Source organism: Paenibacillus sp. B46(2026) (assembly GCF_056786355.1).
The window spans coordinates 3831266-3855102 of record NZ_CM165907.1 but is presented as its reverse complement, the minus strand read 5'-3'; the positions used below and the strand labels follow the sequence as shown (position 1 = coordinate 3855102).

The window sequence follows — 23837 nt, the reverse complement described above, 5'->3', positions numbered from 1 at the left end:
ACATGACAACATTTGATATCATCATCCGGGGGGCCCGGGTGGTGCTGAGAGATCGGGTAGAGCAACTGGATATTGGCATTACGGGTGAGAAAATAACGGACATATCGACGCGGCTGGCCGCTGGCGAAGCAACTCGGATCATTGAAGCTGATGGCCTTACGGTGATGCCGGGTGTAGTGGACATTCATGTACACTTCAATGAGCCTGGACTCGCCAGTTGGGAGGGATTCCGATCGGGATCGGCATCCCTTGCCGCAGGTGGAATCACGACTTATGTCGATATGCCGCTTAACGGCGTACCACCAACCACACGGCCGGAAGCATGGGAAATGAAAATGAAAGCAGCCGCAGACCAATCATATGTCGATTATGCCTTCTGGGGAGGTTTGGTTCCCGGCAATCGTGAGGAACTTGCTCCACTGTCAGGGTTGGGTGCAGCCGGATTCAAGGCATTTATGTCCGAGCCGGGTGGAGAAGGGGAAGATATCTTTGCCAGAGCCGATGACCATACGCTACTGGACGGGATGAATGAAATTGCCAAATTAAACCGTGTGCTGGCACTTCATGCAGAGGACGAAGGCATGGTTGCCGAACTCGGCGCGAAAAGCATTGCGGATGGAAAGACGGAACCGATGGACTATGTCCGTTCCCGTCCTGTTGAAGCCGAAGTTGTTGCGGTTTCCCGGGCGTTGAAATATGGTGAGCAGACCGGATGTGCACTGCATTTTGTGCATATTAGCACCCGGGAAGCACTGGATCTGATTGCAGCGGCCAAACGGCGTGGGCAAGACGTTACTTCGGAGACATGCCCTCACTATCTGACGCTGACCGATCAGGATGTGGTCCAATTGGGTGCAGTAGCGAAATGCGCTCCACCTCTTCGCAGCTCTTCCGAACAGGAGCAGTTATGGGATGCACTGACGTCAGGATTAATTGATGTTATTGCCTCAGACCATTCTCCATGTCCGCCATCCATGAAACAATCCGATAACTTTTTTGAAATCTGGGGCGGTATATCCGGTGCGCAAAGCACACTGCTAATCATGCTGGAGGAGGGACATCTTCAGCGTAAGATCGACCTCCCGTTGCTCGGAAGAGTGCTCTCCCTGCAGCCTGCCAGAAGGCTTGGTCTGGAGAGCAAAGGGGAGATTGCCATCGGTAAGGATGCAGATTTGGTCCTGATTGACTGGGAGAAGAGCACAACCCTGAACGCGGAGGATCTGCTCTATACGCATCAACAGAGCCCATATGTGGGACGTACATTTAACTGTCTCATTACAGACGTATTCTGCCGTGGGCAAAAGGTATATAACTCGGAATCCGGATTATCTCCTGAACCTATCGGGCAGCACATTGCAGCCCACTCTTCTAGTCCCATCGAAGCGGGAACGGGGGAGACGCCATGACGGAGTCTGGAGTATACCGGTCATCCGGTACGAATAATGCACCTCTTCCTTTGCCGAATGTGGAACAGGTGGAGCTGCAAGCCATGCTTGACTGGCTGTCGACATATGGTGCGGATGCACAGGGTGGCGTCACACGACTGTTGTATGACTCGGCTTGGTGTGAAGCACAAGGTGCCCTTGCTGCCAAAATGCAGGAGAAAGGGCTGTCTCCCGAGTTCGACCAGTCTGGTAATCTGTATGGCACACTGAAGGGCGAGGGTAAGGAATCAGCGACTGGTACTGAAGAATTATCGATAGTGACCGGATCACATATGGATACTGTGGTGCACGGTGGCAAGTATGATGGTGCTTACGGTGTGGTAGCGGGTATCCTTGCATTGGAGTATTTACAGAAGCAATTTGGAGCACCGAAACGAACTCTTCAAGTGGTATCGTTATGTGAAGAAGAGGGAAGTCGATTCCCTTTTGCGTATTGGGGTTCACGCAGTATAACAGGAATAACGTCTCTGGAAGATGTAGCGCATTTGAAGGATCAAGACGGCGTTACCTTTGCACAAGCGATCCGCGATGCGGGCTTTGGACCCGATAGTGCATATAGACCGGCCGCGAAAAATTACGGTGCCTTTATTGAGCTTCACATTGAGCAAGGTCAGGTTCTGGAACGTCTCGGACATTCGATTGGAGTCGTATCCGACATTGTAGGTCAGAAGCGGTTCAGTATTACTGTAAGCGGGGAAGCGAATCACGCAGGAACAACGCCGATGTCCTGGCGCAAGGATGCACTTGCCGGAGCGGCCGAGATGATTACTGCGGTAAGGAATATCGCATTGGAAGCAGGCGAACCGCTGGTAGCCACGGTTGGGCGAATCACAGCTGATCCGGGTGTTGGGAACGTGGTTGCAGCACGAGCGGTGTTTTCACTGGATATCCGCCATATCCGGCAGGAGAGTATTGATCGCTGCTGGCAGGATATGCTTCAGGCGTTTAGTCGGATCGCAGCCGAGCAGCAGCTTGGATTGGACTGGGAAGAACATCTGTCGGTGAGGCCCATTCCCATGAATACGCAGATGATCTCGGACATTCAAGACATCTGTGAGCAGGAGCAATTGTCCTATTGGCCCATGCCAAGCGGTGCGGGACATGATTCGCAGATTTTCCAGCCGGCTTGTCCAACAGCGATGATCTTTGTGCCGAGCCAGGACGGTATCAGTCATAATCCACTTGAATATACAGCTGAAGCAGACCTGATGTACGGTTTTCGGGTTCTGGTCCAGCTACTCTATAAATACGGTTACGGGAGTTGAATGAAGATGTCCAACTATAAAGAGTTATCTCCGTCCTTGCGGACCATTATGACCCCGGGACCGGTTGAAGTTGATCCACGCGTTCTCAGAGCATTATCCTTTCCGATCCTGGGTCAGTTTGACCCGGAGTTCACATCCTTGATGAACGAGACGATGGCGATGCTACGTGAGTTATATATGACAGATAACGAGTGGTGTTATCCGGTAGATGGCACATCCCGTTCAGGCATTGAAGCCGTGTTGGTCAGTCTGATCCAGCCTGGTGACAAAGTTCTCGTCCCGATCTACGGACGATTCGGACATCTGCTGGTAGAAATCTCGGAACGCTGCGGTGCAGAGGTCGTCTTTTTTGAAACGGAATGGGGAACGGTATTTGATCCGGAAGAGGTGATCAAGGCGATCCATACTCATAAACCGAGTCTGGTTGCCATAGTTCACGGTGAGACTTCCACGGGGCAGATGCAACCCCTTGCCGAGATTGGCAAAGCCTGTCGTGAACTTGATATATTACTCGTCGTGGATGCTGTGGCGACCATCGGTGGCACACCCGTGAAGACGGATGCCTGGCATCTGGATGCGGTGATGGGCGGCACGCAGAAATGCCTGTCTGTTCCTTCGGGGATGGCACCTCTCACGTACAACAGTCGTGTGGAGCAGAAACTGATGAGCCGCAAAACAGTTGAGCGCGGACTGCGAGATGCAACCAGTGCGCGGGCAGAAGGCCGCACGATTGCCAGTAATTATTTTGACCTGAGCCAATTGCAGGATTACTGGAGTTCGGCACGATTGAACCACCATACGGAGGCCACCTCCATGCTCTACGGACTTCACGAAGGATTACGTATTCTGCTGCAAGAAGGATTGGAGGCCAGGTTCCAGAGACATCTTGTGAATGAACGTGCGTTGGTCGCTGGAATTCAGGGAATGGGACTGCAACTGTATGGGGATATGTCCAGTAAACTTCCGGTGGTCACTTGTATCACGATTCCGGAGGGGATCGATGGTGAGTCGGTGCGCAGCATGTTGCTGAACGATTTCGGTATTGAGATTGCCAGTTCATTCGGCCCGTTGAAAGGGCAAATCTGGCGGATCGGTACAATGGGATTCAGCTGCCAACGTAAGAACGTACTTCATGTGCTCGGAGCGCTGGAAGCTGTTTTATTACGTCATCGTCACGTATTACCTGCCGGTGAAGCCGTGCAGGCGGCATTGGATGTGTATGCAGGGAAGGAGGGCGCCTTATGTTAAACCAGATGCCAATCTCCAGAGAGGTCATGGTCACCTCTCCTCATTATCTGGCGAGTGCAGTGGGAAGCTCCATCCTCCAGCAAGGCGGGAATGCTTATGATGCTGCTGTTGCGGTCAGTGCAGCGCTGGGTGTGGTATATCCGCATATGACCGGACTTGGAGGGGATGCCTTCTTCCTGATTCATGACGGAACGAGCGGTGAGATTACCGCCTATAACGGAAGTGGCCGCTCAGCAGCAGGCATTCATGCCGATACGTTCAAAGCGATGGGCATGAGTGCCATCCCTCAGCGTGGTGTACTTAGTGCCATTACGGTTCCGGGAATGGTGGATGCGTGGTGGGAAGTCTGGTCCCGGTTCGGAAAGTTACCGTGGGAGCAGTTGCTTGAACCTGCCGCGCAGTATGCGGAAAAAGGTTGCCCTGTATCCCGAAATCTCCGCTTATGGATGGAAAGGGATGAAGATTTCATAATGGGTCATACACCGCTGCGAGCGGTATTTGCCCCGTTGGGTACACTTTTGCAGGAAGGCGAGCTGTTGATCCAGCATGAACTTGCTACCTCCATTCGTCTGATTCAGACGGGCGGAAGAGACGCTTTTTATACGGGAGAACTCGCGGATCGTCTGACTTCGGCTATTCGTGAGGATGGGGGTATGCTTGCACCAGTGGACTTTGCGGCTCATCGGGGCGAGTGGGTGAAACCCGTTAGTACGGGGTATCGTGGCTATGAGGTTCATCAGATGCCGCCCAACTCGCAGGGCTTCTCCATGCTAATGATGTTAAATATGCTGGAGCATACGGATCTGTCCTCTGTGGCACGTACCTCACCGGAATTCTATCATCTGATGGCGGAAGTGGTGAAAAAGGCGTTTCGTGATCGTGATCGTTATCTGACCGACCCGGATTTCAGGGACATTCCGCTGGATCATCTGTTATCCAAGGGTTATGGAGACCAATTGTGGAATGAGATTCAGTCCGCTCCACCTGTGGCACAGCCTTTTCTGTCCAAAACGATAGGTCAGGACACGGCATATGCAGCCGTTGTCGATAGCGAAGGCAATGCCGTTTCGTTCATTCAAAGCCTGTATTTTGACTTCGGTTCAGCCTATGTTCCAGGGGATACGGGGGTCATTATGCAGAATCGGGGGTCCTTTTTCTCCCTAGATCCGAGAGATGCCAACGTACTGGAACCGAACAAACGCTCATTCCACACCCTCATGCCGGGCCTTGTTACACGAGATGGCAAACCTTATATGCTCGTGGGCACGCAGGGCGGAGAAGGCCAGCCGCAGACACAATTATCAGTGCTTACCGGAGTGCTTGATTACGGGCTCAACATCCAGGAAGCGATCAGCCTGCCCCGTTGGGTGTACGGACGCACCTGGGGTGAAGAAGGTGATACGATGCGTGTGGAGAACCGATATCATGATGACGTATGTGCAACCCTTGCCCAGTGGGGACATAACGTTGAAGCCAGAGCGCCGTGGGACGGTATTATGGGACAGTCGCAAGGCATTGTCATTCGGGAGGACGGCATGATTAGCGGCGCGGCAGACCCCAGAGGCGATGGTATGGCTATTGGGTGGTAACAGCTACATGAACATTTATAAGTTGAACGATATAGACAGACACAGATAGGGGAGATTGACATGGGAACGATCCTGCTGAAGGGCGCACAGCTCGTGACGATGAATGCAGAAGAGGAAGTGTTCATCGGAGATCTATTGATCGAGGATAATAAAATCAAGGAGATTGGATCACACATCGACGTTCAGGCTGATCAAGTCATTGATGCTCGCGGTAAAGTGTTGTTGCCAGGCTTTATCCAGACGCATATTCATCTGTGTCAGACCTTGTTCCGTGGACGTGCGGATGATCTGGAACTGATGGACTGGCTCCGTCAGCGTATTTGGCCGCTCGAGGCGGCGCATGATGAGGAGTCTGTATATTATTCTGCAATGCTTGGACTTGGCGAATTGATCTCTAGTGGAACCACGACCATTCTGGATATGGAGACGGTACATCACACAGATTCGGCATTTCAGGCTATGGCACAGAGCGGCATTCGGGTCATCTCCGGCAAGGTGATGATGGATCATGGAGATGAAGTTCCTGAACCCCTGCGTGAGAATACAGCAACTTCACTGCAACAGAGTGTGGATCTGCTGGAGAAATGGAACGGGTTTGGCGGAGGACGCATTCAGTATGCTTTCTGTCCACGCTTCGTTGTATCATGTACCGAGGAATTGCTGGTAGAGGTACGCGACCTGTCCAATAAATATCATGTCAAAGTCCACACCCATGCCTCCGAGAATCGCGGAGAGATCGAACTGGTAGAGCACGAACGCGGGATGCGCAACATCGTATACCTCGATCATATCGGTCTGGCTACCCCAAGATTGGTGCTGGCACACTGTGTATGGCTGAGTGAGGAAGAGAAGGAGATCATCCGCAAGCGCGGTGTCAAAGTCACTCACTGTCCTGGATCGAATATGAAGCTTTCCTCCGGGGTAGCCGATATTCCGGATCTGCTGAATCGTCAGATCGCTGTTGGGATTGGGGCTGATGGTGCGGCGTGCAACAACAATCTGGATATGTTTCAGGAGATGCGCCTCACAGCGCTGATGCAGAAGATTCCTCATGGCCCAACGGTGATGGATGCCCGGACCGTATTACGCATGGCTACCATGGGCGGTGCAGAGGTTCTCGGCTTGTCGAAGGAAATCGGCAGTCTCGAAGTGGGCAAAAAGGCAGATATGCTGCTGCTGGATCTCGATGATTTCCACACGTACCCTTCCTATGAGACGGATGTCTATTCCCGAGTCGTCTATTCTGCAACACGTAGCTGTGTGGACACCGTTATTATTGATGGCAGTATTGTGCTCAAGAATCGTAAGATTCAAACGATTGATCGTGGCATTGTGCTGCATGAGTCAGATAAAAGTATTGCGAGATTAATGAAGCGTATCTGATCGAAGGAAACTTATGCAATTCCAGAAAGGATGGGGACCGCTATGGAAATGCATGATCTGTGTGCAATCGCAGCCCGTGAAATGCGCTGCGTGCTCGCAACAGCGATCAAGGTAGAGGGTCATGCTTACCGTAAGCAAGGAGTCTCTATGCTGTTGACCGAGGAAGGCAAAATGGTTGGCAGTATCAGTCCGGGATGCCTGGAGAGTGATCTTCAGGCCCGGGTGAGCCATGTGCTGGATACAAAGCAGATGGAATTCGCGGAGTACGACATGCGTCCCGAGGATGACCTGTCCTGGGGGGAGACGATTGGCTGCGGCGGACTCGTTGTTGTGTTGCTTGAACCTGTGTGTGGTGAACTCCGATATACGTTGCAGAAGATGCATGAGTGTTTTCAATCCGGCGTTGCAATAGCGTTAACCCGAACATTTCAGGATGAGTATACAAGGGTTCAATATGACTGGAAACAGATTGAACCAACGGATACCCGGCGCCAGCCAATCTTGCGTCCTTCGCTCGTCCCTTGTCATGATCGCGTCGTGAATCATAATCTAGCTTCATTGCAGGTTGATGTTCAGCACAGCAGTGGGAATACCAAGCATGAACATATGGTATCAACACAACATTCTCCCGATATACCTCGCCTTACGCTTGTGCCTGAAGTGGTACCTGCTACGTCAAACGGATCTCACCCATCCCATCTGTCCGCTGATTCACAACATATCTCTGATGCTGAAATAGTGGCAAACAACACGGTTTCAACGAATCCCTGGGAGCTTCCGCAGCAACTTACTTCGCTGTACATGTCTAAACCTCGCCTGATTATCATCGGAGCCGGGAATGATGTTATTCCTGTTGCCAGACTCGCCCAATCCGCAGGATTCCGTGTTGTGGTAGCTGATTGGCGAGAGTCCTTGTGCACCTCGGAACGATTCCCTGAAGCTGAACTAGTAATGGGATTCCCGCGTGAGATCATGCCTATGTTAAACGTAAACAACGGAGATTATTTGATTTTAATGAGTCACAATTTTCCCCGCGAACGTGAACTGTTGGAGATGTTAGTGGACTGTGAGTACGCGTATCTTGGCATCATGGGTTCCAAAACACGAACAGCCCGTCTGCTGGATGGCTTACCACCGTTGAAATATGTGCATTCTCCCGTTGGTTTGAGCATCGGAGCAGACGGTCCCGAACAGATCGCCATCAGCATTGCAGCGGAATTGATCGCATGTAAACATAAGGTTTCTTCCTTGAGTTCTGAGGTGCAGAAGGGGAGCGTTGCACATGCGAATGACGGGCATAGTTCTGGCGGCAGGTAAGAGTCGTCGCCTTGGTCGAGATAAACTCTCAGTTGTCATGCCAGACGGCAGGTCACTGGCTGCATGGTCACTGGAAGCTGCGCTGAATTCGGATCTGGATCAAGTGGTCTGTGTGGTCAAACCGGAAGATTCGTTGGCATGGCTGCCTGTAAAATGGATTGATTCTGCCACGTATGCGTATCATCCCACAGCAAGACTTCGAATAGTAGTCTGTGCTGACTATGCCAGCGGTATGGCAAATTCTCTTCATTCTGGCGTATTGTCGGCCATGGAGTACAAACCGGAAGGCATTCTCATGTTACTGGGTGACCAGCCTTTATTAAAAACGCAGGATATTAATCGGGTGACTACAGCACTGGCTACCCACAAGCTGTGTGACTATGTCGCAGCTACCGACGGTGAGGGAGGCAAGCCGCCCGTTGCTTTTCGCTCCCATATGTTCGGGCCTCTGTTGTCTCTGCATGGAGATGAGGGGGCGCGCAAGATTATGCGCAGCGCTAACTATTCAGGTGTACATGTACCACTGTCTGATACTAGTTTCTGGGATGCGGATACAGAACCGGAATTGGAACGCATTTTGAATCATGTATATGAATCGGAGCAGACACACTCATGAACAGGAGAAGAGTAACTATGTATAAATTAATAACATGATCAGGTCAGCCAGGCAGTCTGGTTGGCCTTTTTGTCTTCTTTTAACGTGTGCTAAAAGAGAGTCTGTGTTAGCTTTCTATAGATCATGATGCATCAAGCACAAATGGAACGCAGGTTTTATACATTTATCCAAAACGATGTGAAGGTAATTGACGTTGCTGCTGAACTCTCATATGATTTGAAGAATTATCTGAATCAGACGGTTGAATTTCCTGCCTATGGAAGAGAGAGAAAGGGGATGCAGCGATGGTAACACCGGCATACGGTTCTGGAGCAATGCCATTGGTATGGCAGCCCGAGAGCCTGCAAGAACTCCAAACGTTGAGAAGTAGACTGAAGGGAATATGTTGTTTAACGGCAGGTGGAACATTGCTGCGAACCCAGTGGGAGGGAGGCTTGATTCCTGCACCTGAACACATGATTAGCCTGGCTTGTATTCCTGAAATGAGCGGGATATCCATCCGTGGAGATGAGCTGGTCATTGGAGCAATGACCCGATTAAAGGAATGTGCCTCACAAGCGTTGCTGCATCAACTGCCGATCCTGCAAGAAGCGGTGAATGCAATTGCTGCTCCTTCCATTCGTAATGTGGCAACCATCGGCGGAAATGTTGTATCCGGAGTAGGGGATACACTGACTGCTCTGCTTGTATATGATGCGGAGCTGCACTGGTTGACGGACAGCGGCATCGAGATCCGCAGTGTGTCTTCCTGGCTTCAGGGTGAACGGGATGGCAGCCGTAATCCAGGGGATGTATTAATCTCGATTCATATTCCGATGAGACCGTTCTCTATGCTTGATGTGGAAGGTGAGTACAGACCTGCTGCACGAGAAGTTTCCTTTTATCGCAAGCTGGGTCGACGGGAGACGTTCAGTGCATCGCTGGTGACGGTTGCGTTGTATGGGGAGATTGATTCGGATAACCGCTGGACCAAGATTTCGATTGCGGCTGGCGGAGGCTCCGGCATGGCGATGCGACTTCTGGAGTCAGAACGACAGCTTCTTGGTAGCGAAGCTTCTGTCATACAAGCGGCGACTCTCGCATCTGCTGTGGCTGCTGAATTTACGACGTATGGCGATACATTTGCAACAGAACATTATCGCAAACAGACCGCAGGCAACATGCTTGGCGCCGGGCTATGGGAGGCACTTCACGAATAGAAGAATGGATCAAACAAAGGGGGAGAGGGATCATGCTGCTGAATCGGAAACAGAGCGGGAAACGCTGGCACTTGCGGCCAGATGGGGCACCCAAAGTAACAGGGCAGCTTCAATATCTGACGGATATGACGCTACCTGACATGATTCATGGCAGAGTATTGCGAAGTGAATATCCTTATGCTCGCATATTATCTATAGATACTTCGGAAGCTGAGGCGTTGGAAGGTGTCTATGCGGTTCTGACCTCCAAAGATGTGCCTGGTCTGAATCGTTTTGGTATTGCGACCCCGGATCAGCCTGTGTTCTGCGAGGATATCGTTCGTTATGTCGGTGACGCCATTGCAGCGGTTGCTGCGGATTCCCCGGAACGTGCGGCATTTGCGCTGGATGCGATCCGTGTCGTGTATGAAGAACTCACGCCACTGAATAGTACAGATGCTGCATTGGCTCCCGGCGCACCAGAGTTGCATGAGCATGGTCCAGGTAATGTGCTGCATCGCACGGAGATCAAACGTGGAGATACCGAGGAGGCCTTTGAGACATGTGATCATATCGTGACAGAGACGTATTATACGCCTCGCCAGATGCATGCCTACATGGAGACAGAAGGTGGCCTGTTTGTCCCGGATGAAGAGGGGCGGCTGAATGTATACGCGGCAACGCAACATGGCTATAAAGACCGGATGCAACTTGCACGCATCATTGGCTGTTCTGAAGAAGATATCCGGGTAGTGTCTTCACCGATTGGTGGTTCATTTGGTGGAAAAGATGAACTCAACGTACAGCCCTATGGTGCATTGCTGGCTTTGAGATGCGGACGTCCTGTGAAAATGCATAATTCACGTAAAGAATCCGTGCGTGCAGGGTTGAAACGGCACCCAATGAAGATTGAAATGCAAACTGGTATGAGTCGAGAAGGTATCATCCAAGCGCATCGTGTCCGCATTACAGCAGATACCGGAGCGTATGCCACACTGGGTGCACCGGTGCTGAACTTCTGTACCGAGCACTGTCTTGGACCATACGCTATTCCGAATGTGGATGTGGAAGGCGTATCTGTATACACGAATAACGGGCTGTCGGGTGAGTTTCGCGGATTTGGTGGTAACCAGGCGATTTTTGCCATGGAAGGCCAGATGGATCGGCTTGCAGAAATCATGAATATGGACCCTTGGGAATTCCGCAGACGTAATATGAGGGAAAAAAATGATCCCGGACCGCTGAATCAACGGATTCTGGTCACGGATGGACTGTCCCAAGTATGGGAGGCATTGGATCGCTCCGAACTGTGGCAAAAACATCAGCATCCCCCGGCAGATCCTGCTTCGCCGCCGTGGATCAAGCGCGGTGTCGGAGCAGCGATTGCGATGCACGGTGCAGGGCTGGGTTATGGCATTCCAGACCCTGCGGGAGGCCGTCTGTCCCTGAATAACGAAGGCAAGATTGAGGTGGCGTTCAGCTACGAGGAATTCGGTCAAGGGCTCATTGCAACACTGGAAATTATGTTATGTGATCTATTCCTATGCAGTACATCGGATCTCAGTATCATCATTGGAGATACGGATCGTGTGCCACACAGCGGATCAAGCACAGCTTCACGTTCAACAACGATGGCCTGGATGGCTCTTCAACGCTTGCAGACTCCATTTCGTTCCCGTGTTCTCACTGTTGCTTCTGTCTTGTCAGGCGTTCCGTCAGAAGAACTGGTGACAGGGCCTGGTGGTATATGGCGCAAAGGTCAGCTTCCTATTGAAACTCCTGAAGTGGAAACAGCTGGTCAGGGGGCAGGAAAGAGCGAGAAGCAGGAAATGCCAGCGCTGAATTTAGTAGATCAAGATGCTGAATTTGAATGTGCATCTGATCCCTTGGCGAAAGTGGAAGCCCCCGTAGGCTTCGTGATCTCGTATGCTGAACTCGCGACGCAGGGCGAAGCCGATGAATGGATTTTCGATACGAAGTTTGATTACCCAACTACGCCGGACAACGTGGTAGGTGGGCATTATTTGTATACGTACGCGGCGGTTGCGGCAGAGGTGGAAGTAAACACCTTGACTGGAGAAACCAAGCTGCTTGATACACGCCATGTTGTGGCGGCAGGCCCGGTTATCAACCCGATGGGCTACATTGGACAGATTGAAGGCGGCAGTGTCATGGCCCTTGGATTTACGTTGACCGAGGATGCGGTCATGCAGGACAGCCGTTATGTAACGACCAACCTCGACACCTATCTGATCCCGACCATTCGGGATATTCATACCAATTTGGAGGTTGAGGCTATTGAAGATTTGCCCGAAGGTGATTCATTTGGCCCGAGGGGGATCGGTGAGATTGGCTCCGTAGCGCTTGCGCCAGCCATTACAGCCGCAATTCATCAGGCGACAGGTGTATGGGTTAACCGTCTTCCTGTACCGAGGGAACAACTGGTCAGGCCTTTAAATGTACCTTTGCAGGAAGGAGTGAGTCCATCATGAGTAAACCACTTGAAAACCACTGGACAGCCGTTGTGAACGGGGAGCAGAAACATCTGGAGATCGCCCAAACGACTCGACTTGTCGACGTGCTCCGGACTCATTTGCAGCTGACGGGTACCAAAGTATCCTGTGAAGTCGGTCGCTGCGGCGCATGTATGGTGCTGATCGATGGAGAGCCAGTGAATTCCTGTCTTGTTATGGCTTATCAATGTGAGGGCAGTGATATTACGACCATTGAAGGTCTGCACGGCGAAGAGAAAGGCACTCTGCATCCGATTCAACAGGCTTTTGTGGAGGAGGGTGGTTTCCAGTGTGGCTACTGTACTCCCGGCATGGTGATCTCAACCAAGGCATTGCTGGATGCACATCCTGAGCCTTCACAAGAACAGATTGAAACAGGACTGTGCGGGAATCTGTGTCGTTGTACCGGATACGGGGGCATTATTCGAGCGGTACGCAAGGCAGGGGAACGCTGTGCGATAAAGGAAACGTCTGCCGAGGAAACCGTAAGTTGAGCCGGGACGCAGGGCGTAGACATAGGCAAGGAGAATTGAAGAAACGTACTTAGAAAAAGCATCCGATACAGGAATGCTTTTTTTGTTTTTTTTCAGGTTTTCTGCCAAGTACAATCATATAACGACAGATGAAGTTTAGGCCCGAATCTGGTTAGATAATGAACCGTTTTCGATTGTCTTCAATATTGGTGTAACGATGGACAAATGGCATTCAAAGCACTGGTACAAAAGAATTTCAAACATTTGAATTAACCATATATTTACAAATATTGATGTGCATGCTATGTTTACAATGAAAGCGCCATCATGAATGGGTTCATTGACATTTCATTATCATATTTCACTTGGGAAAGGAAGATGGAATTGATGAAAAATTTGCTCAGAAAGGCAACCGCAATGATGCTGGCATTAGCCCTACTGCTTGGATTAATGACAGCGCCCGTTCATGCAGACACACCACTGTTCACCATCGAAAGCGAAGATGCGCAGCTCACCCCGGATCTTCAAGTGGTCACTTCAATCTATGGACAACCCAAGCCTGGATTCTCAGGGGACGGATTTGTCTGGATGCAGAACTCCGGCACATTAACCTTCACAGTGACTGTCCCGGAAACCGGCATGTACGCGATCTCCACACGATATATGCAGGAGCTCAGTGCAGATGGCAGGTCACAAAATTTAAACGTGAATGGTGTTACCAAGGGGGCGTATATGCTGCCTTACACGACAACGTGGTCGAATTTTGATTTTGGTTTTCATAAGCTGAACCAGGGTACCAACACGATTGAGCTAAAAGCTGGTTGGGGCTTCGCGTATTTTGATACTTTTACAGTGGATCATGCTGATCTGGATCCCCTGAATGTGCAGCCGGTTCTCACTGATCCCCAAGCTACACCGGAAACTCAAATTTTGATGAATTATTTAACGGAGGTATACGGAAATAATATCATTTCTGGTCAGCAAGAGATCTATGGAGGAGGTAATGACGGAGATTCGGAGCTTGAATTTGAATGGATTCATGATCTTACCGGAAAGTATCCGGCTATCCGCGGTTTTGACTTGATGAACTATAATCCGTTGTATGGCTGGGAGGACGGTACAACCGATCGCATGATTGATTGGGTGAATAACCGTGAAGGCATTGCAACAGCTTCCTGGCATATCAATGTACCTCGTAATTTCAATACGTATGAGCTCGGGGACTTTGTGGATTGGAAAGAAGCTACGTACAAGCCAACCGAAACGAATTTTAATACAGCAAATGCGGTAATTCCCGGTACTAAAGAGTATCAATATGTGATGATGACCATCGAGGATCTGGCAGAACAATTGCTAATTTTGCAAGACAACAACGTGCCGGTTCTGTTCCGTCCGTATCATGAAGCAGAAGGCAACGGCGGGCTGAACGGGGAAGGTGCATGGTTCTGGTGGGCTTCGGCAGGCGCAGAAGTGTACAAAGAACTATGGGATCTGCTGTATACCGAACTTACCGAGACGTATGGCTTGCACAATCTGATCTGGACCTACAACAGTTATGTATACAGTACTTCTCCTGCCTGGTATCCGGGCGATGATCAGGTAGATCTTGTTGGATACGATAAATACAATACGATCTACAACCGTTATGACGGTTTATCCGGCGTACCCAATGAGGATGCGATTACCTCGATTTTCTATAAGCTTGTTGAATTGACGAACGGCACGAAAATGGTAGCCATGACGGAGAACGACACGATTCCAAGCGTGAAGAATCTGACAGAGGAGAAATCAGGATGGTTGTACTTCTGTCCTTGGTATGGAGAGCATCTGATGAGTGATGCATTTAATTACCCGGCAACGTTGAAAACGCTTTATCAAAGTGATTATGTCATTACGTTGGATGAGCTGCCGAATTTAAAGGTTAACAATCCCAACCCCAGTGCATCCATCACACCTGGAAACGTCGAATTTGACAAATACACACCCAATCAAAGCGACAAAGCCGTAACCGTGAATGCAAACGGTAATACGCTGACAGCTCTCCGGGCAGGCAACACTGCCTTGACCGCTACGACGGACTATACTTTGAACGGAAGCACATTACTGCTAAAAAAAGCGTACCTGGCGACACTGCCGGTTGGCGAGCACTCGATTGTACTGGATTTTAATCAAGGCCAGGACCCTGTGTTAAAAGTCAAAATTGTGGATTCAACACCGAGTACAAATGCTGTGATTTCACCTGTGAATGCAACATTCGATAAAGCGACGAATCCAGCGCAGGATCTTTCCATATCCCTCACCTTAAACGGACGTCAGCTTACAAGCATCACGAAGGGGAACGCTACGCTTGTATCAGGTCAGAATTATACAGCGTCCAGCTCTGCTGTCGTTCTGAACAAATCCTATCTTGCTATACTGCCGCTGGGCCAGAACGTATTGACCTTTCACTTTAATGGAGGCAATAACGCAGTACTTACAGTGAATGTAGTAGACAGCACGGTTACTGTACCTGCCGGGGATTTGACGATCCAAGCGTTTAACGGCAATACGAGTGCATCCACCAACGGCGTCTCACCCAAGTTCAAATTGGTCAACTCAGGTAATTCGGTTATTCCGTTAAGTGATGTAAAACTCCGGTATTACTATACAATTGACGGGGAAGAAGCTCAGAGTTTCTGGTCCGACTGGGCCAGTATGGGCAGTGCGAATGTAACGAGTCAATTCGTTAAACTTGCGACTCCAGTTGTCGGAGCCGATCATTATCTGGAAGTGGGCTTTACAAGTGCGGCAGGAACACTGAATGCAGGCCAGAGCGCAGAGGTTCAAGCACGGTTTTCCAAAAACAATTGGTCGAATTACACCCAGACTAACGATTACTCGTTCAAGGCATCTGGTAGTCAGTTTGCAAACCATGATAAGGTCACCGGGTATGTGAATGGTCAGCTGGTATGGGGAATTGAGCCGTAAAGGTAGAAAGAACGTCTAATGAGCTGGATCAGGGTTGAAACCTCTGATCCAGCTTTTTATGATGTAGACGGTGTGCACCGATTAGACCGAATGTTCTTTTTCATGTTCAGTGCTTGACGATGTATCCATGTCTGTTAAAATGCGATCTATTATCTTTTTCGTATGGCCCATGATGAACTGAAGGAGTAGACCTGCAAAACATACGGTTAGCAACGTTCCAAGCCCGATCGGCCCATTGAGCAGAAACGCCAGAATCAAAAATATAAGGTAAATGAATGTTCTCGATATAAATAAAGGAGTTCGAGTGAGTTCATGCAGGATTAATGTTAAGCGGTCAATCGGAATGGGTGCGAAATTAGTCTGTAAGTAGATTGCTGTGCCGATACTTATGATTACTAAACCAATGACAAAAGTCATTAATTTGCTGTACCAAACTTCGGGTGCGATCAAGGAATCAGATACATATAGCCATATATCAATCCCCACACCTGTAATGAATGCGGTGACGAGCCCCAGAAATTCGGGTTTTTGCTGCTTCAAAAGCGAATTACATCCGATTAACAGGAAAGCAATGATGACTTCCCAGCTTCCTACACTTAGGCCTACATGTTGGGATAACCCTACCAGAAGTGCGTCAAACGGTGAGGTACCCATTTCAGATTGGATGGTAAGGGAAATACCAAGCGTTAAGATTAGAATACCTGCGACAAAAAGTACATATTTCAATTCATTCAACCTCTTCATTTATATTTTGTTGCAAATACAACAAAAATGAGTTAAATTCAATGTAACCCTTTTTGATTGCATTTGCAACAAATGATTAACTTGCTAAAGGAATGTGATGATAGATGACGATTCGTATAGAGAGATGTACCGTTGAACATGTGTGTGAACTGCAGGAGATTAGTTATGAGACTTTTAATGAAACGTTTAAAGCGCAGAATTCGCCCGAAAATATGAAAGTTTATCTGAACAAGGCGTTTAATCGGGGACAATTAGAGAGTGAGCTATCCATTGCGGATTCACAATTTCTTTTTATTTATGTCAACAATCAAGTAGCTGGTTACATGAAGGTGAATATCAATGATGCTCAGTCTGAGAAGATGGGGGAGGAATCCCTTGAAATCGAGCGGGTATACATTAAGAAAGAGTTCCAAAAACATGGGCTTGGTAAGGTGTTGCTCCATAAAGCCATAGAGATGGCAACTGAACATCATAAGACGAATATTTGGTTAGGCGTGTGGGAGAAAAATGAAAATGCCATCGCATTTTACGAAAAGATGGGGTTTGTACAGACAGGAGCTCATGCTTTTTACATGGGAGATGAGAAACAGATTGATTTTATAATGACCAAAACGATATTGTAACTGGATCATCGAGGGAAAAGCTTGGGAGAAAAATGCTATTGAGCAGAATTCTTTCGGGCTTTTTTATGTTTTGCCAGTACCGTTGAATAATAAAACGAAGAAATTGATGAGAATTAATACATAACAAATATTATGTAAACTTATTATTTTCGATGACCTTCATAAGCTGTATCTATAGCATTAGAAAGAGCTAAAGGCCTGATTAATACATAAATGACATCCAAATTTAGCTCGATAAGATTGAAAGGAGCAGGTTGATCTCAACACATATCATTACAATTTATTAGTTTATTCCTGCGTATGCAGAGCCTACCGAAAATCGTTTTCGCTCGTAGTCAGTCGGAGACCATTACGTTCTTAATATTCACCATTAAAGTTGTATATACCCTATGTTAACAGACTTATTATGTGTGAAATGAATACCCAAAATCAATAAATTGAACAATATGGATTTTTGTAAGGTAAGTGGGAATTAAGATTAATATTTCAGTTGAGAAATTAGTTAGATTGGATTCCTAAAACTAACCGGAAGAAGGTACAAAATCAACCTGATTATAAATTGGATAAATAAGGAACAATTTGTGAAAAAGGCGCTGCTACGCTGATTTTAGATCAATTTCATATGGATTTGCGATGGATTTAGTACCGCTTTCAAGGTATGCTTTTGGAAACTGGAAAGGAAGTGGGAAAAATGGAACGCGAACTGGCGTTGGAAATTGTCAGAGTAACAGAATTGGCTGCGTTAGCTTCAGCACCCTGGATGGGACGAGGCGACAAGAACAGTGCAGATGAAGCGGCTACTTTGGCCATGCGCGCCATGTTCGATTCCGTGTCTATTCGCGGCACGGTGGTAATCGGTGAAGGAGAAATGGATGAAGCACCCATGTTGTACATCGGCGAGGAAGTGGGCAACGCTGAGGGCCCTGAGGTTGACGTGGCTGTAGACCCGCTCGAAGGTACAGAAATCGTGGCCAAAGGACTAAACAACGCTCTATCGGTTATTGCAGTGGCGGGAAAAGGTAACCTGCTCCACGCACCGGACATGTACATGGAGAAACTGGCGGTCGGCCCTGCGCTTGTAGGCAAGGTCAGTATCGAAGACCCGGTTGAAGTCACACTGGAGAAAGCTGCTGCCGCATTGAACAAAAACATCTCGGATCTGACGGTGATGATTCTGGATCGTGTACGACATGAGAGCACAATCAAGACGCTGCGCAAGGTTGGCGTACGGATTAAGTTCCTCAGTGACGGCGATGTTGCTGGTGCGATGGCACCGGCCTTCCCGGAGGCGGGTATCGATCTCTATGTCGGATCAGGAGGAGCACCGGAAGGTGTACTGGCTGCAGCTGCCTTGTCTTGCCTCGGAGGCGAGATTCAAGGACGCCTGATGCCTGCCAACGCGGACGAATTCCAGCGCTGCCTGCAGATGGGGATCGATAATCCGTACAAAGTGTTAACGATGCAGGATATGATCGGCACAGAGGACGTTATTTTTGCCGCTACGGGTGTGACGCCAGGTGAGATTCTGGGAGGGGTAAGGTATCTGGCGGATGATCGGGCCGAGACGGATTCGATTGTCATGCGGGCCAAAACCAAAACGATTCGGTTCATTCGTTCCCAACACTTCCTGCCGAATAAAGAAGTGTTACACAAAGTAAGACAGCTGCAATCCACGCCAGAACCTTCGGATCGTATTCCGAGTCATGTAAAAACGATGGAACAGGCTGAGTTTAGTCAATCCTCCGTTGATCAAGGCGTAACAACGACGTTGTAATTGGTCCTCATTAGTTGCTGAACGGATGGGGAATGGGGTCAATCCATTCCTCATCCTTTTTTATGTTAAAAGCATTGACAACGGTTACATGGCATGAGAAAATGTACGCGCGTACATAAATATTTATTTTTAATTATTACATCATTTATTGATGAGCTATATATGTTGAACTAATCATTTACAAGATAACGGAGAGGACAGAAAAAACCTGAAAAAGCGAAGCGTTCGCCTAAAAGCTTTCTGAAAGAAAGCTGCATCGGAAGCATACGCTATCCCCGGATTTTCCCCTCTAGAAAAAGGGAATCGAAAAAAATCTGGGGATAACAGCGATTGGAAGGTTGTTCTGTCATCGTAGTGTCAGTGTAAATAATTTTTAGTTCAACTTATATAGAAGGGGGTGAAGTTAATGGCATCTCGTAAAGAAGTGGCTGATCTTGCGGGTGTTTCCGAGGCGACGGTCTCCCGGGTGCTTAATGGGGTAGGCCCTATTAAAGAAGAGACACGCCGCAAGGTTCTTGAAGCTTCCGAACAGTTAGGCTATGTGCCCAGCGCTCTTGCTCGCAGTTTTGCCAGAAGTAAAAGCGGGAACCTTGGCGTGGTATTACCTTATGTTCCGAAGGCGCATCTGTTCTCGGCGTATTTTTTCTCGGAAATGCTCAGTGGGATTGGAAGCAAAGCCAGAGACAATAGCATGGACCTGCTGGTTATGTTCCGAACACCCGGTGAAGTGATGAATTATACAGATCTGTTCCGGCGTCAGAAAGTGGACGCCTGCATTATCCTTGGTGCCAGAGATGATCATGAAGAACTGGCGGCCATGCAGCAGCTTCACCAGGAAGGTCACCCATTCTGTGTCATGAATCAGCATTTTGAGGGCCAATCGTTCACGGAAGTGGATGCGGATCATGTGGAAGGAAGCAGGCTTGCCATACGTCATCTTACGGATCAGGGATATCGCAAAATCGCTTTTCTCAATGGTCCGGACAGCTATTCCAACAGCCAGGAGCGAATGGAAGGTGTCCGTCTAGGTCTGCAAGAAGCGGGGATGGAGCTGGACCCGAGCCTATTACTTGAGGGAAATTACAGCAGACGAAGCGGCATTGAGGCGGCAGCGATTGTAGCAGATCGGTTACATGAGATCGACGCTGTATTTGCAGCCAATGACCGGATGGCAATTGGAGTCATGCATGGTTTGCGTGAGCGAGGAATAGGGTCTGCGGATTTTCCGGCATTTGTGGGTTATGACGACTCCGATGCCGCTGAGATGGCGGTTCCGCCGCTGAGCAGCGTCAGGGTTCCATTTTTTGAGATGGGTGAACTTGCAGCATCGAAGCTTATGCATGGGTCTGTGGGTGACACACATAAAGCGAATAACTCTGTTGTAGCGGTAAACGAATCAGCAAGAGCGTTGTTGCCTACCGAACTGATCATCCGTGCTTCTTCTATTCATCAATAGTTAAATGGTGCACATATTGAAAGACTACTTATATTCCAAAAGGAGGAAATGACCATGTCAAATCGTCTTCGTGTCGGAATGGTTGGATACAAGTTTATGGGGAAGGCCCACAGCAACGCCTATCGCAGTCTGCCAATGTTCTTCCCGTCTGCTCCGCTGCAGCCTGAGATGTCTGTAATCTGTGGTCGTAACGAGCAGGGAGTACAGGAGGCAGCGAACCAATTTGGTTGGTCTGAAAGCGTAACGGATTGGCGCGAACTGGTGAAACGAGATGATATCGATCTGATTGATATTAACACGCCAAGTGATGCCCATAAGGAAATTGCGCTGGAGGCAGCCCGTCAGGGCAAACATCTGTTCTGTGAGAAACCACTGGCCCTGTCGCTCGCGGATTCGCGTGAGATGCTTCAGGCAGCAGAGGATGCTGGAGTCGCCCATATGGTCGGGTTCAACTACCGTTTCTCACCAGCGGTGCAATTAGCCAAGGATCTGGTCGAGAGCGGACGACTGGGTAAGATCTATCATTTCCGTGCGTTTTTCCTTCAGGACTGGATCATAGACCCTTTGTTCCCGCTGGTATGGCGTCTGCAAAAAGAAGTGGCTGGCTCTGGTTCCCATGGGGATCTGGGCGCGCATTTAATCGATCTGGCTCGTTTCCTCGTTGGTGAATTCCAGGAAGTCATCGGCATGAGCGAAACATTCATCAAAGAACGACCACTTGCAGCCGAGATGACTGGGCTGAGTGCAAAGGGCAGTTCAAATGCGGATGCACCGAAAGGAGAAGTAACCGTCGACGACGCTACGCTGTTCCTGGCACGATTCGCAGGAGGTGCGCTGGGCAGCTTCGAGGCTACACGCTTTGCAGCGGGGCATCGTAGTACGAACTCGTTTGAGATTAACGGCAGTCTCGGCAGTGTCCGATTTGATTTTGAACGGATGAACGAATTGGAAGTGTATTTTACAAAGGATGAAGAGGATGTACAGGGGTTCCGTCGTGTACTCGCGACCGATCCTGCACATAAATATGCTGAAGCCTGGTGGCCTGCCGGGCATACGATTGGATTCGAGCACACGTTCACCCATGAAATGCTGGAGCTGGTGACAGCGATCTCTGAAGGACGACAACCATCACCAAGTTTCCATGATGGGGTCGCTTGTCAGGCTGTACTTGAAGCTGTAGAACGTTCGGTGACAGAACGGCGCTGGGTGACACTTGAAGAGATGTGAGCAAATAAGACAGTGACGTCAGGAATAGGGTTGAACACAACTAAACTAGTCGAAAGCGAGTGAATAAACGATGAGCAAAGCACTGATTGTATGGGGCGGCTGGGATGGACATGAACCGGAGCAGGTAGCAGCGATTTTTGAGCGTATTTTGAAGGAAGAGCAGTTTGAGGTTGAAGTCTCGAATACGTTGGAGTCTTATGCGGATGCAGAGAAGCTGCTGGGTCTGGATCTGATCGTTCCATTGTGGACGATGGGACAGATTGAGCAAGAACTGGTCAATAACGTATCAGCGGCTGTTCAGAGCGGTGTGGGCTTGGCTGGTCTTCATGGCGGGATGTGTGATGCTTTCCGAAATAACGTGGACTGGCAGTTTATGACGGGTGGACAATGGGTTGCTCATCCAGGTAACGATGGTGTGGAATATATGGTGAACATGAAGCGTGGCTCTAGCCCGTTATTGGATCATATTGAAGATTTTCAGGTGAAAAGCGAACAGTACTACCTGCACGTAGACCCGGCAGTGGAAGTGCTGGCAACAACTCGTTTCCCAGTGGTGACTGGTCCGCATGCAGCGAATGGACCCGTAGATATGCCTGTTGTCTGGACGAAACGATGGGGCGCAGGGCGGGTATTTTACAACTCATTGGGACACCATGCGGACATTGTGGACATGAAACCCGTAACTGAAATGATGCGCAGTGGCTTCAAATGGACAGCAGCAGGCAAAGAACTTGCCAAGAGTCGAGTAAGTGCAGCAACCGAAGTGTACACAGGTATGGCGGACAACCAGAACTAATGAGATTGTAGTTTGATTGCAAACGTAACTTCAGTGTTAACCATTCATCCTCAATGGATAAACCATTTCTGATCCACGGCGAAGGGAGCCCCAGGCATGAAAACAATGAAAGTAGGCATTATTGGCTGCGGTAAAATCAGCGGTATTTATATGGAAAACTGTCACCGGTTCGAGGTGCTGGAACTGGTTGCTGTTGCGGATCTCGACCGGAAACGTGCCGAGGAGCAGGCAGCAGCCTATAATGTGCCTAACGTATACAGCGTCGACGAAATCTTGGCTGATCCCGAGATTGAGCTGATCATCAACCTGACCATTCCTTCCGTTCATGCGGATGTATGCTTGCGGGCACTTGAATCTGGCAAACATGTTTATGTAGAAAAACCGCTCGCTGTTACCCGTGAAGAAGGGCTGGCCGTGCTCGAAACAGCAAAGCGTAAGGGACTGCTCGTGGGCTGCGCGCCAGAGACGTTCTTTGGTTCAGGCATTCAGACTTCACTTCAATTGGTGGAGGAAGGGGTAATCGGCAAGCCGGTGGCGGCGACCGCATTTATGATGAGCCGTGGTCATGAGCACTGGCATCCCGATCCGGAGTTTTATTACGCCTCTGGCGGTGGACCAATGTTTGACATGGGTCCGTACTACCTTACGGCATTGATCCAACTGATGGGACCGATCAAGTCGATCGCAGGCATGACGGGTAAAGCCATGGAAGAGCGGACGATTACGAGTGAGAAAAAGAGAGGACAGACGGTTCCCGTCGAAATTCCAACTCACGTTACCGGTCTGTTACAGTTTGAACAGGGAGCCATTGGCACACTGATTACGAGCTTTGACGTATTTGGCGGAAGTACATTGCCACCGATTGAGATATATGGCACGCACGGTACATTGCAGGTACCTGACCCCAATACCTTCGGCGGTCCCGTTCGTTACCGTTTGCTGGGTGAACATGAATGGACGGAAGTTCCGCTTCTCCCAGGGTACCAGGAGAATACACGCGGCATCGGTGTGGCAGATATGGCCTATGCAGCGCATAGCGGACGTGCACATCGGGCGAGTGGGGAACTGGCATACCATGTTCTTGAGGCCATGTGGGCATTCCACGATTCATCAGATGAACAGACATTCTACCAGATGAAAAGTTCGTGTCAGCGCCCGGCTGCATTGCCTGTGGATCTGCCATTGTATACATTGGATAAGTAAAGATAGCCATTATGGCTTAT

The 23837-nt window shown here is 49.3% G+C and carries 19 protein-coding genes; 18 read left to right on the top strand and 1 reads right to left on the bottom strand.

The features are described from left to right. The first annotated feature begins 2 nt into the window (after positions 1-2). The 12 genes from allB to AC1S8V_RS17075 all read left to right on the top strand — a co-directional run bounded on the left by allB (position 3) and on the right by AC1S8V_RS17075 (position 15994). Positions 3-1406, top strand: coding sequence for an allantoinase AllB (gene allB / locus AC1S8V_RS17130; protein ID WP_482070049.1), 1404 nt, complete (start codon positions 3-5; stop codon positions 1404-1406). Then, positions 1403-2710, top strand: a complete 1308-nt coding sequence (locus tag AC1S8V_RS17125) for a M20 family metallo-hydrolase (protein WP_482070048.1) — start codon at positions 1403-1405, stop codon at positions 2708-2710. Before allB ends, AC1S8V_RS17125 begins: the two co-directional genes overlap by 4 nt. Positions 2711-2716: 6 nt before the next feature. Beyond that, positions 2717-3958, top strand: coding sequence for a pyridoxal-phosphate-dependent aminotransferase family protein (locus tag AC1S8V_RS17120; RefSeq protein ID WP_482070047.1), 1242 nt, complete (start codon positions 2717-2719; stop codon positions 3956-3958). Then, complete coding sequence (gene ggt, locus AC1S8V_RS17115; RefSeq protein ID WP_482070046.1) at positions 3952-5547, top strand: gamma-glutamyltransferase; 1596 nt, start codon at positions 3952-3954, stop codon at positions 5545-5547. Before AC1S8V_RS17120 ends, ggt begins: the two co-directional genes overlap by 7 nt. A 60-nt stretch (positions 5548-5607) precedes the next feature. After that, entirely contained in the window at positions 5608-6930 is a 1323-nt protein-coding gene (locus tag AC1S8V_RS17110; RefSeq protein WP_482070045.1) for a 5'-deoxyadenosine deaminase, read from the top strand. Between the two features lie 42 nt (positions 6931-6972). Further along, a complete protein-coding gene (locus AC1S8V_RS17105; protein WP_482070044.1) occupies positions 6973-8247 on the top strand; it encodes an XdhC family protein in 1275 nt (424 codons plus the stop codon). After that, positions 8219-8863, top strand: a complete 645-nt coding sequence (locus tag AC1S8V_RS17100) for a nucleotidyltransferase family protein (RefSeq protein WP_482070043.1) — start codon at positions 8219-8221, stop codon at positions 8861-8863. Before AC1S8V_RS17105 ends, AC1S8V_RS17100 begins: the two co-directional genes overlap by 29 nt. A 123-nt stretch (positions 8864-8986) precedes the next feature. Beyond that, positions 8987-9154, top strand: coding sequence for a hypothetical protein (locus AC1S8V_RS17095; protein ID WP_482070042.1), 168 nt, complete (start codon positions 8987-8989; stop codon positions 9152-9154). Beyond that, the gene (locus tag AC1S8V_RS17090; RefSeq protein WP_482070041.1) at positions 9148-10062 is read left to right on the top strand and encodes an FAD binding domain-containing protein; all 915 of its coding nucleotides are present in this window, start codon (positions 9148-9150) and stop codon (positions 10060-10062) included. Before AC1S8V_RS17095 ends, AC1S8V_RS17090 begins: the two co-directional genes overlap by 7 nt. Positions 10063-10094: 32 nt before the next feature. Beyond that, positions 10095-12533, top strand: coding sequence for a molybdopterin cofactor-binding domain-containing protein (locus AC1S8V_RS17085; RefSeq protein WP_482070040.1), 2439 nt, complete (start codon positions 10095-10097; stop codon positions 12531-12533). Next, entirely contained in the window at positions 12530-13048 is a 519-nt protein-coding gene (locus tag AC1S8V_RS17080) for a (2Fe-2S)-binding protein (protein WP_482070039.1), read from the top strand. The genes AC1S8V_RS17085 and AC1S8V_RS17080 overlap by 4 nt, the downstream gene beginning before the upstream one ends. Before the next feature lie 366 nt (positions 13049-13414). Beyond that, positions 13415-15994, top strand: a complete 2580-nt coding sequence (locus AC1S8V_RS17075; RefSeq protein ID WP_482070038.1) for a glycosyl hydrolase — start codon at positions 13415-13417, stop codon at positions 15992-15994. 81 nt (positions 15995-16075) lie between these two features. Here AC1S8V_RS17075 and AC1S8V_RS17070 read toward each other — a convergent pair whose 3' ends face one another. Next, positions 16076-16720 (bottom strand): YczE/YyaS/YitT family protein, encoded by a 645-nt coding sequence (locus AC1S8V_RS17070; protein ID WP_482070037.1) that lies wholly within the window; start codon positions 16718-16720, stop codon positions 16076-16078. Between the two features lie 122 nt (positions 16721-16842). On the opposite strand from AC1S8V_RS17070, the gene paiA reads away from it, so the two are divergent. The 6 genes from paiA to AC1S8V_RS17040 all read left to right on the top strand — a co-directional run bounded on the left by paiA (position 16843) and on the right by AC1S8V_RS17040 (position 23817). Continuing rightward, positions 16843-17361, top strand: a complete 519-nt coding sequence (gene paiA / locus AC1S8V_RS17065; protein WP_482070036.1) for a spermidine/spermine N(1)-acetyltransferase — start codon at positions 16843-16845, stop codon at positions 17359-17361. Between the two features lie 691 nt (positions 17362-18052). Continuing rightward, positions 18053-19135, top strand: coding sequence for a class II fructose-bisphosphatase (gene glpX / locus AC1S8V_RS17060; RefSeq protein ID WP_347398290.1), 1083 nt, complete (start codon positions 18053-18055; stop codon positions 19133-19135). Positions 19136-19541: 406 nt separating this feature from the next. Continuing rightward, complete coding sequence (locus AC1S8V_RS17055; protein WP_482070035.1) at positions 19542-20591, top strand: LacI family DNA-binding transcriptional regulator; 1050 nt, start codon at positions 19542-19544, stop codon at positions 20589-20591. A 54-nt stretch (positions 20592-20645) separates the two neighbouring features. Next, positions 20646-21818 (top strand): Gfo/Idh/MocA family protein, encoded by a 1173-nt coding sequence (locus tag AC1S8V_RS17050; RefSeq protein ID WP_482070034.1) that lies wholly within the window; start codon positions 20646-20648, stop codon positions 21816-21818. Between the two features lie 70 nt (positions 21819-21888). After that, a complete protein-coding gene (locus tag AC1S8V_RS17045) occupies positions 21889-22614 on the top strand; it encodes a ThuA domain-containing protein (protein ID WP_074095386.1) in 726 nt (241 codons plus the stop codon). Positions 22615-22710: 96 nt separating this feature from the next. Then, positions 22711-23817, top strand: coding sequence for a Gfo/Idh/MocA family protein (locus AC1S8V_RS17040; RefSeq protein WP_482070033.1), 1107 nt, complete (start codon positions 22711-22713; stop codon positions 23815-23817). Positions 23818-23837: the final 20 nt, after the last annotated feature.

What these genes read in the sequence shown, in the direction of transcription:
- glpX (WP_347398290.1), top strand. Translation starts at nt 18,053, where the DNA reads ATGGAACGCGAACTGGCGTTGGAAATTGTCAGAGTAACAGAATTGGCT.
- AC1S8V_RS17120 (WP_482070047.1), top strand. Translation starts at nt 2,717, where the DNA reads ATGTCCAACTATAAAGAGTTATCTCCGTCCTTGCGGACCATTATGACC.
- AC1S8V_RS17125 (WP_482070048.1), top strand. Translation starts at nt 1,403, where the DNA reads ATGACGGAGTCTGGAGTATACCGGTCATCCGGTACGAATAATGCACCT.
- AC1S8V_RS17100 (WP_482070043.1), top strand. Translation starts at nt 8,219, where the DNA reads ATGACGGGCATAGTTCTGGCGGCAGGTAAGAGTCGTCGCCTTGGTCGA.
- AC1S8V_RS17075 (WP_482070038.1), top strand. Translation starts at nt 13,415, where the DNA reads ATGAAAAATTTGCTCAGAAAGGCAACCGCAATGATGCTGGCATTAGCC.
- AC1S8V_RS17040 (WP_482070033.1), top strand. Translation starts at nt 22,711, where the DNA reads ATGAAAACAATGAAAGTAGGCATTATTGGCTGCGGTAAAATCAGCGGT.
- allB (WP_482070049.1), top strand. Translation starts at nt 3, where the DNA reads ATGACAACATTTGATATCATCATCCGGGGGGCCCGGGTGGTGCTGAGA.
- AC1S8V_RS17050 (WP_482070034.1), top strand. Translation starts at nt 20,646, where the DNA reads ATGTCAAATCGTCTTCGTGTCGGAATGGTTGGATACAAGTTTATGGGG.
- AC1S8V_RS17080 (WP_482070039.1), top strand. Translation starts at nt 12,530, where the DNA reads ATGAGTAAACCACTTGAAAACCACTGGACAGCCGTTGTGAACGGGGAG.
- AC1S8V_RS17045 (WP_074095386.1), top strand. Translation starts at nt 21,889, where the DNA reads ATGAGCAAAGCACTGATTGTATGGGGCGGCTGGGATGGACATGAACCG.
- AC1S8V_RS17105 (WP_482070044.1), top strand. Translation starts at nt 6,973, where the DNA reads ATGGAAATGCATGATCTGTGTGCAATCGCAGCCCGTGAAATGCGCTGC.
- AC1S8V_RS17110 (WP_482070045.1), top strand. Translation starts at nt 5,608, where the DNA reads ATGGGAACGATCCTGCTGAAGGGCGCACAGCTCGTGACGATGAATGCA.
- AC1S8V_RS17055 (WP_482070035.1), top strand. Translation starts at nt 19,542, where the DNA reads ATGGCATCTCGTAAAGAAGTGGCTGATCTTGCGGGTGTTTCCGAGGCG.
- AC1S8V_RS17095 (WP_482070042.1), top strand. Translation starts at nt 8,987, where the DNA reads ATGATGCATCAAGCACAAATGGAACGCAGGTTTTATACATTTATCCAA.
- AC1S8V_RS17090 (WP_482070041.1), top strand. Translation starts at nt 9,148, where the DNA reads ATGGTAACACCGGCATACGGTTCTGGAGCAATGCCATTGGTATGGCAG.
- ggt (WP_482070046.1), top strand. Translation starts at nt 3,952, where the DNA reads ATGTTAAACCAGATGCCAATCTCCAGAGAGGTCATGGTCACCTCTCCT.
- paiA (WP_482070036.1), top strand. Translation starts at nt 16,843, where the DNA reads ATGACGATTCGTATAGAGAGATGTACCGTTGAACATGTGTGTGAACTG.
- AC1S8V_RS17085 (WP_482070040.1), top strand. Translation starts at nt 10,095, where the DNA reads ATGCTGCTGAATCGGAAACAGAGCGGGAAACGCTGGCACTTGCGGCCA.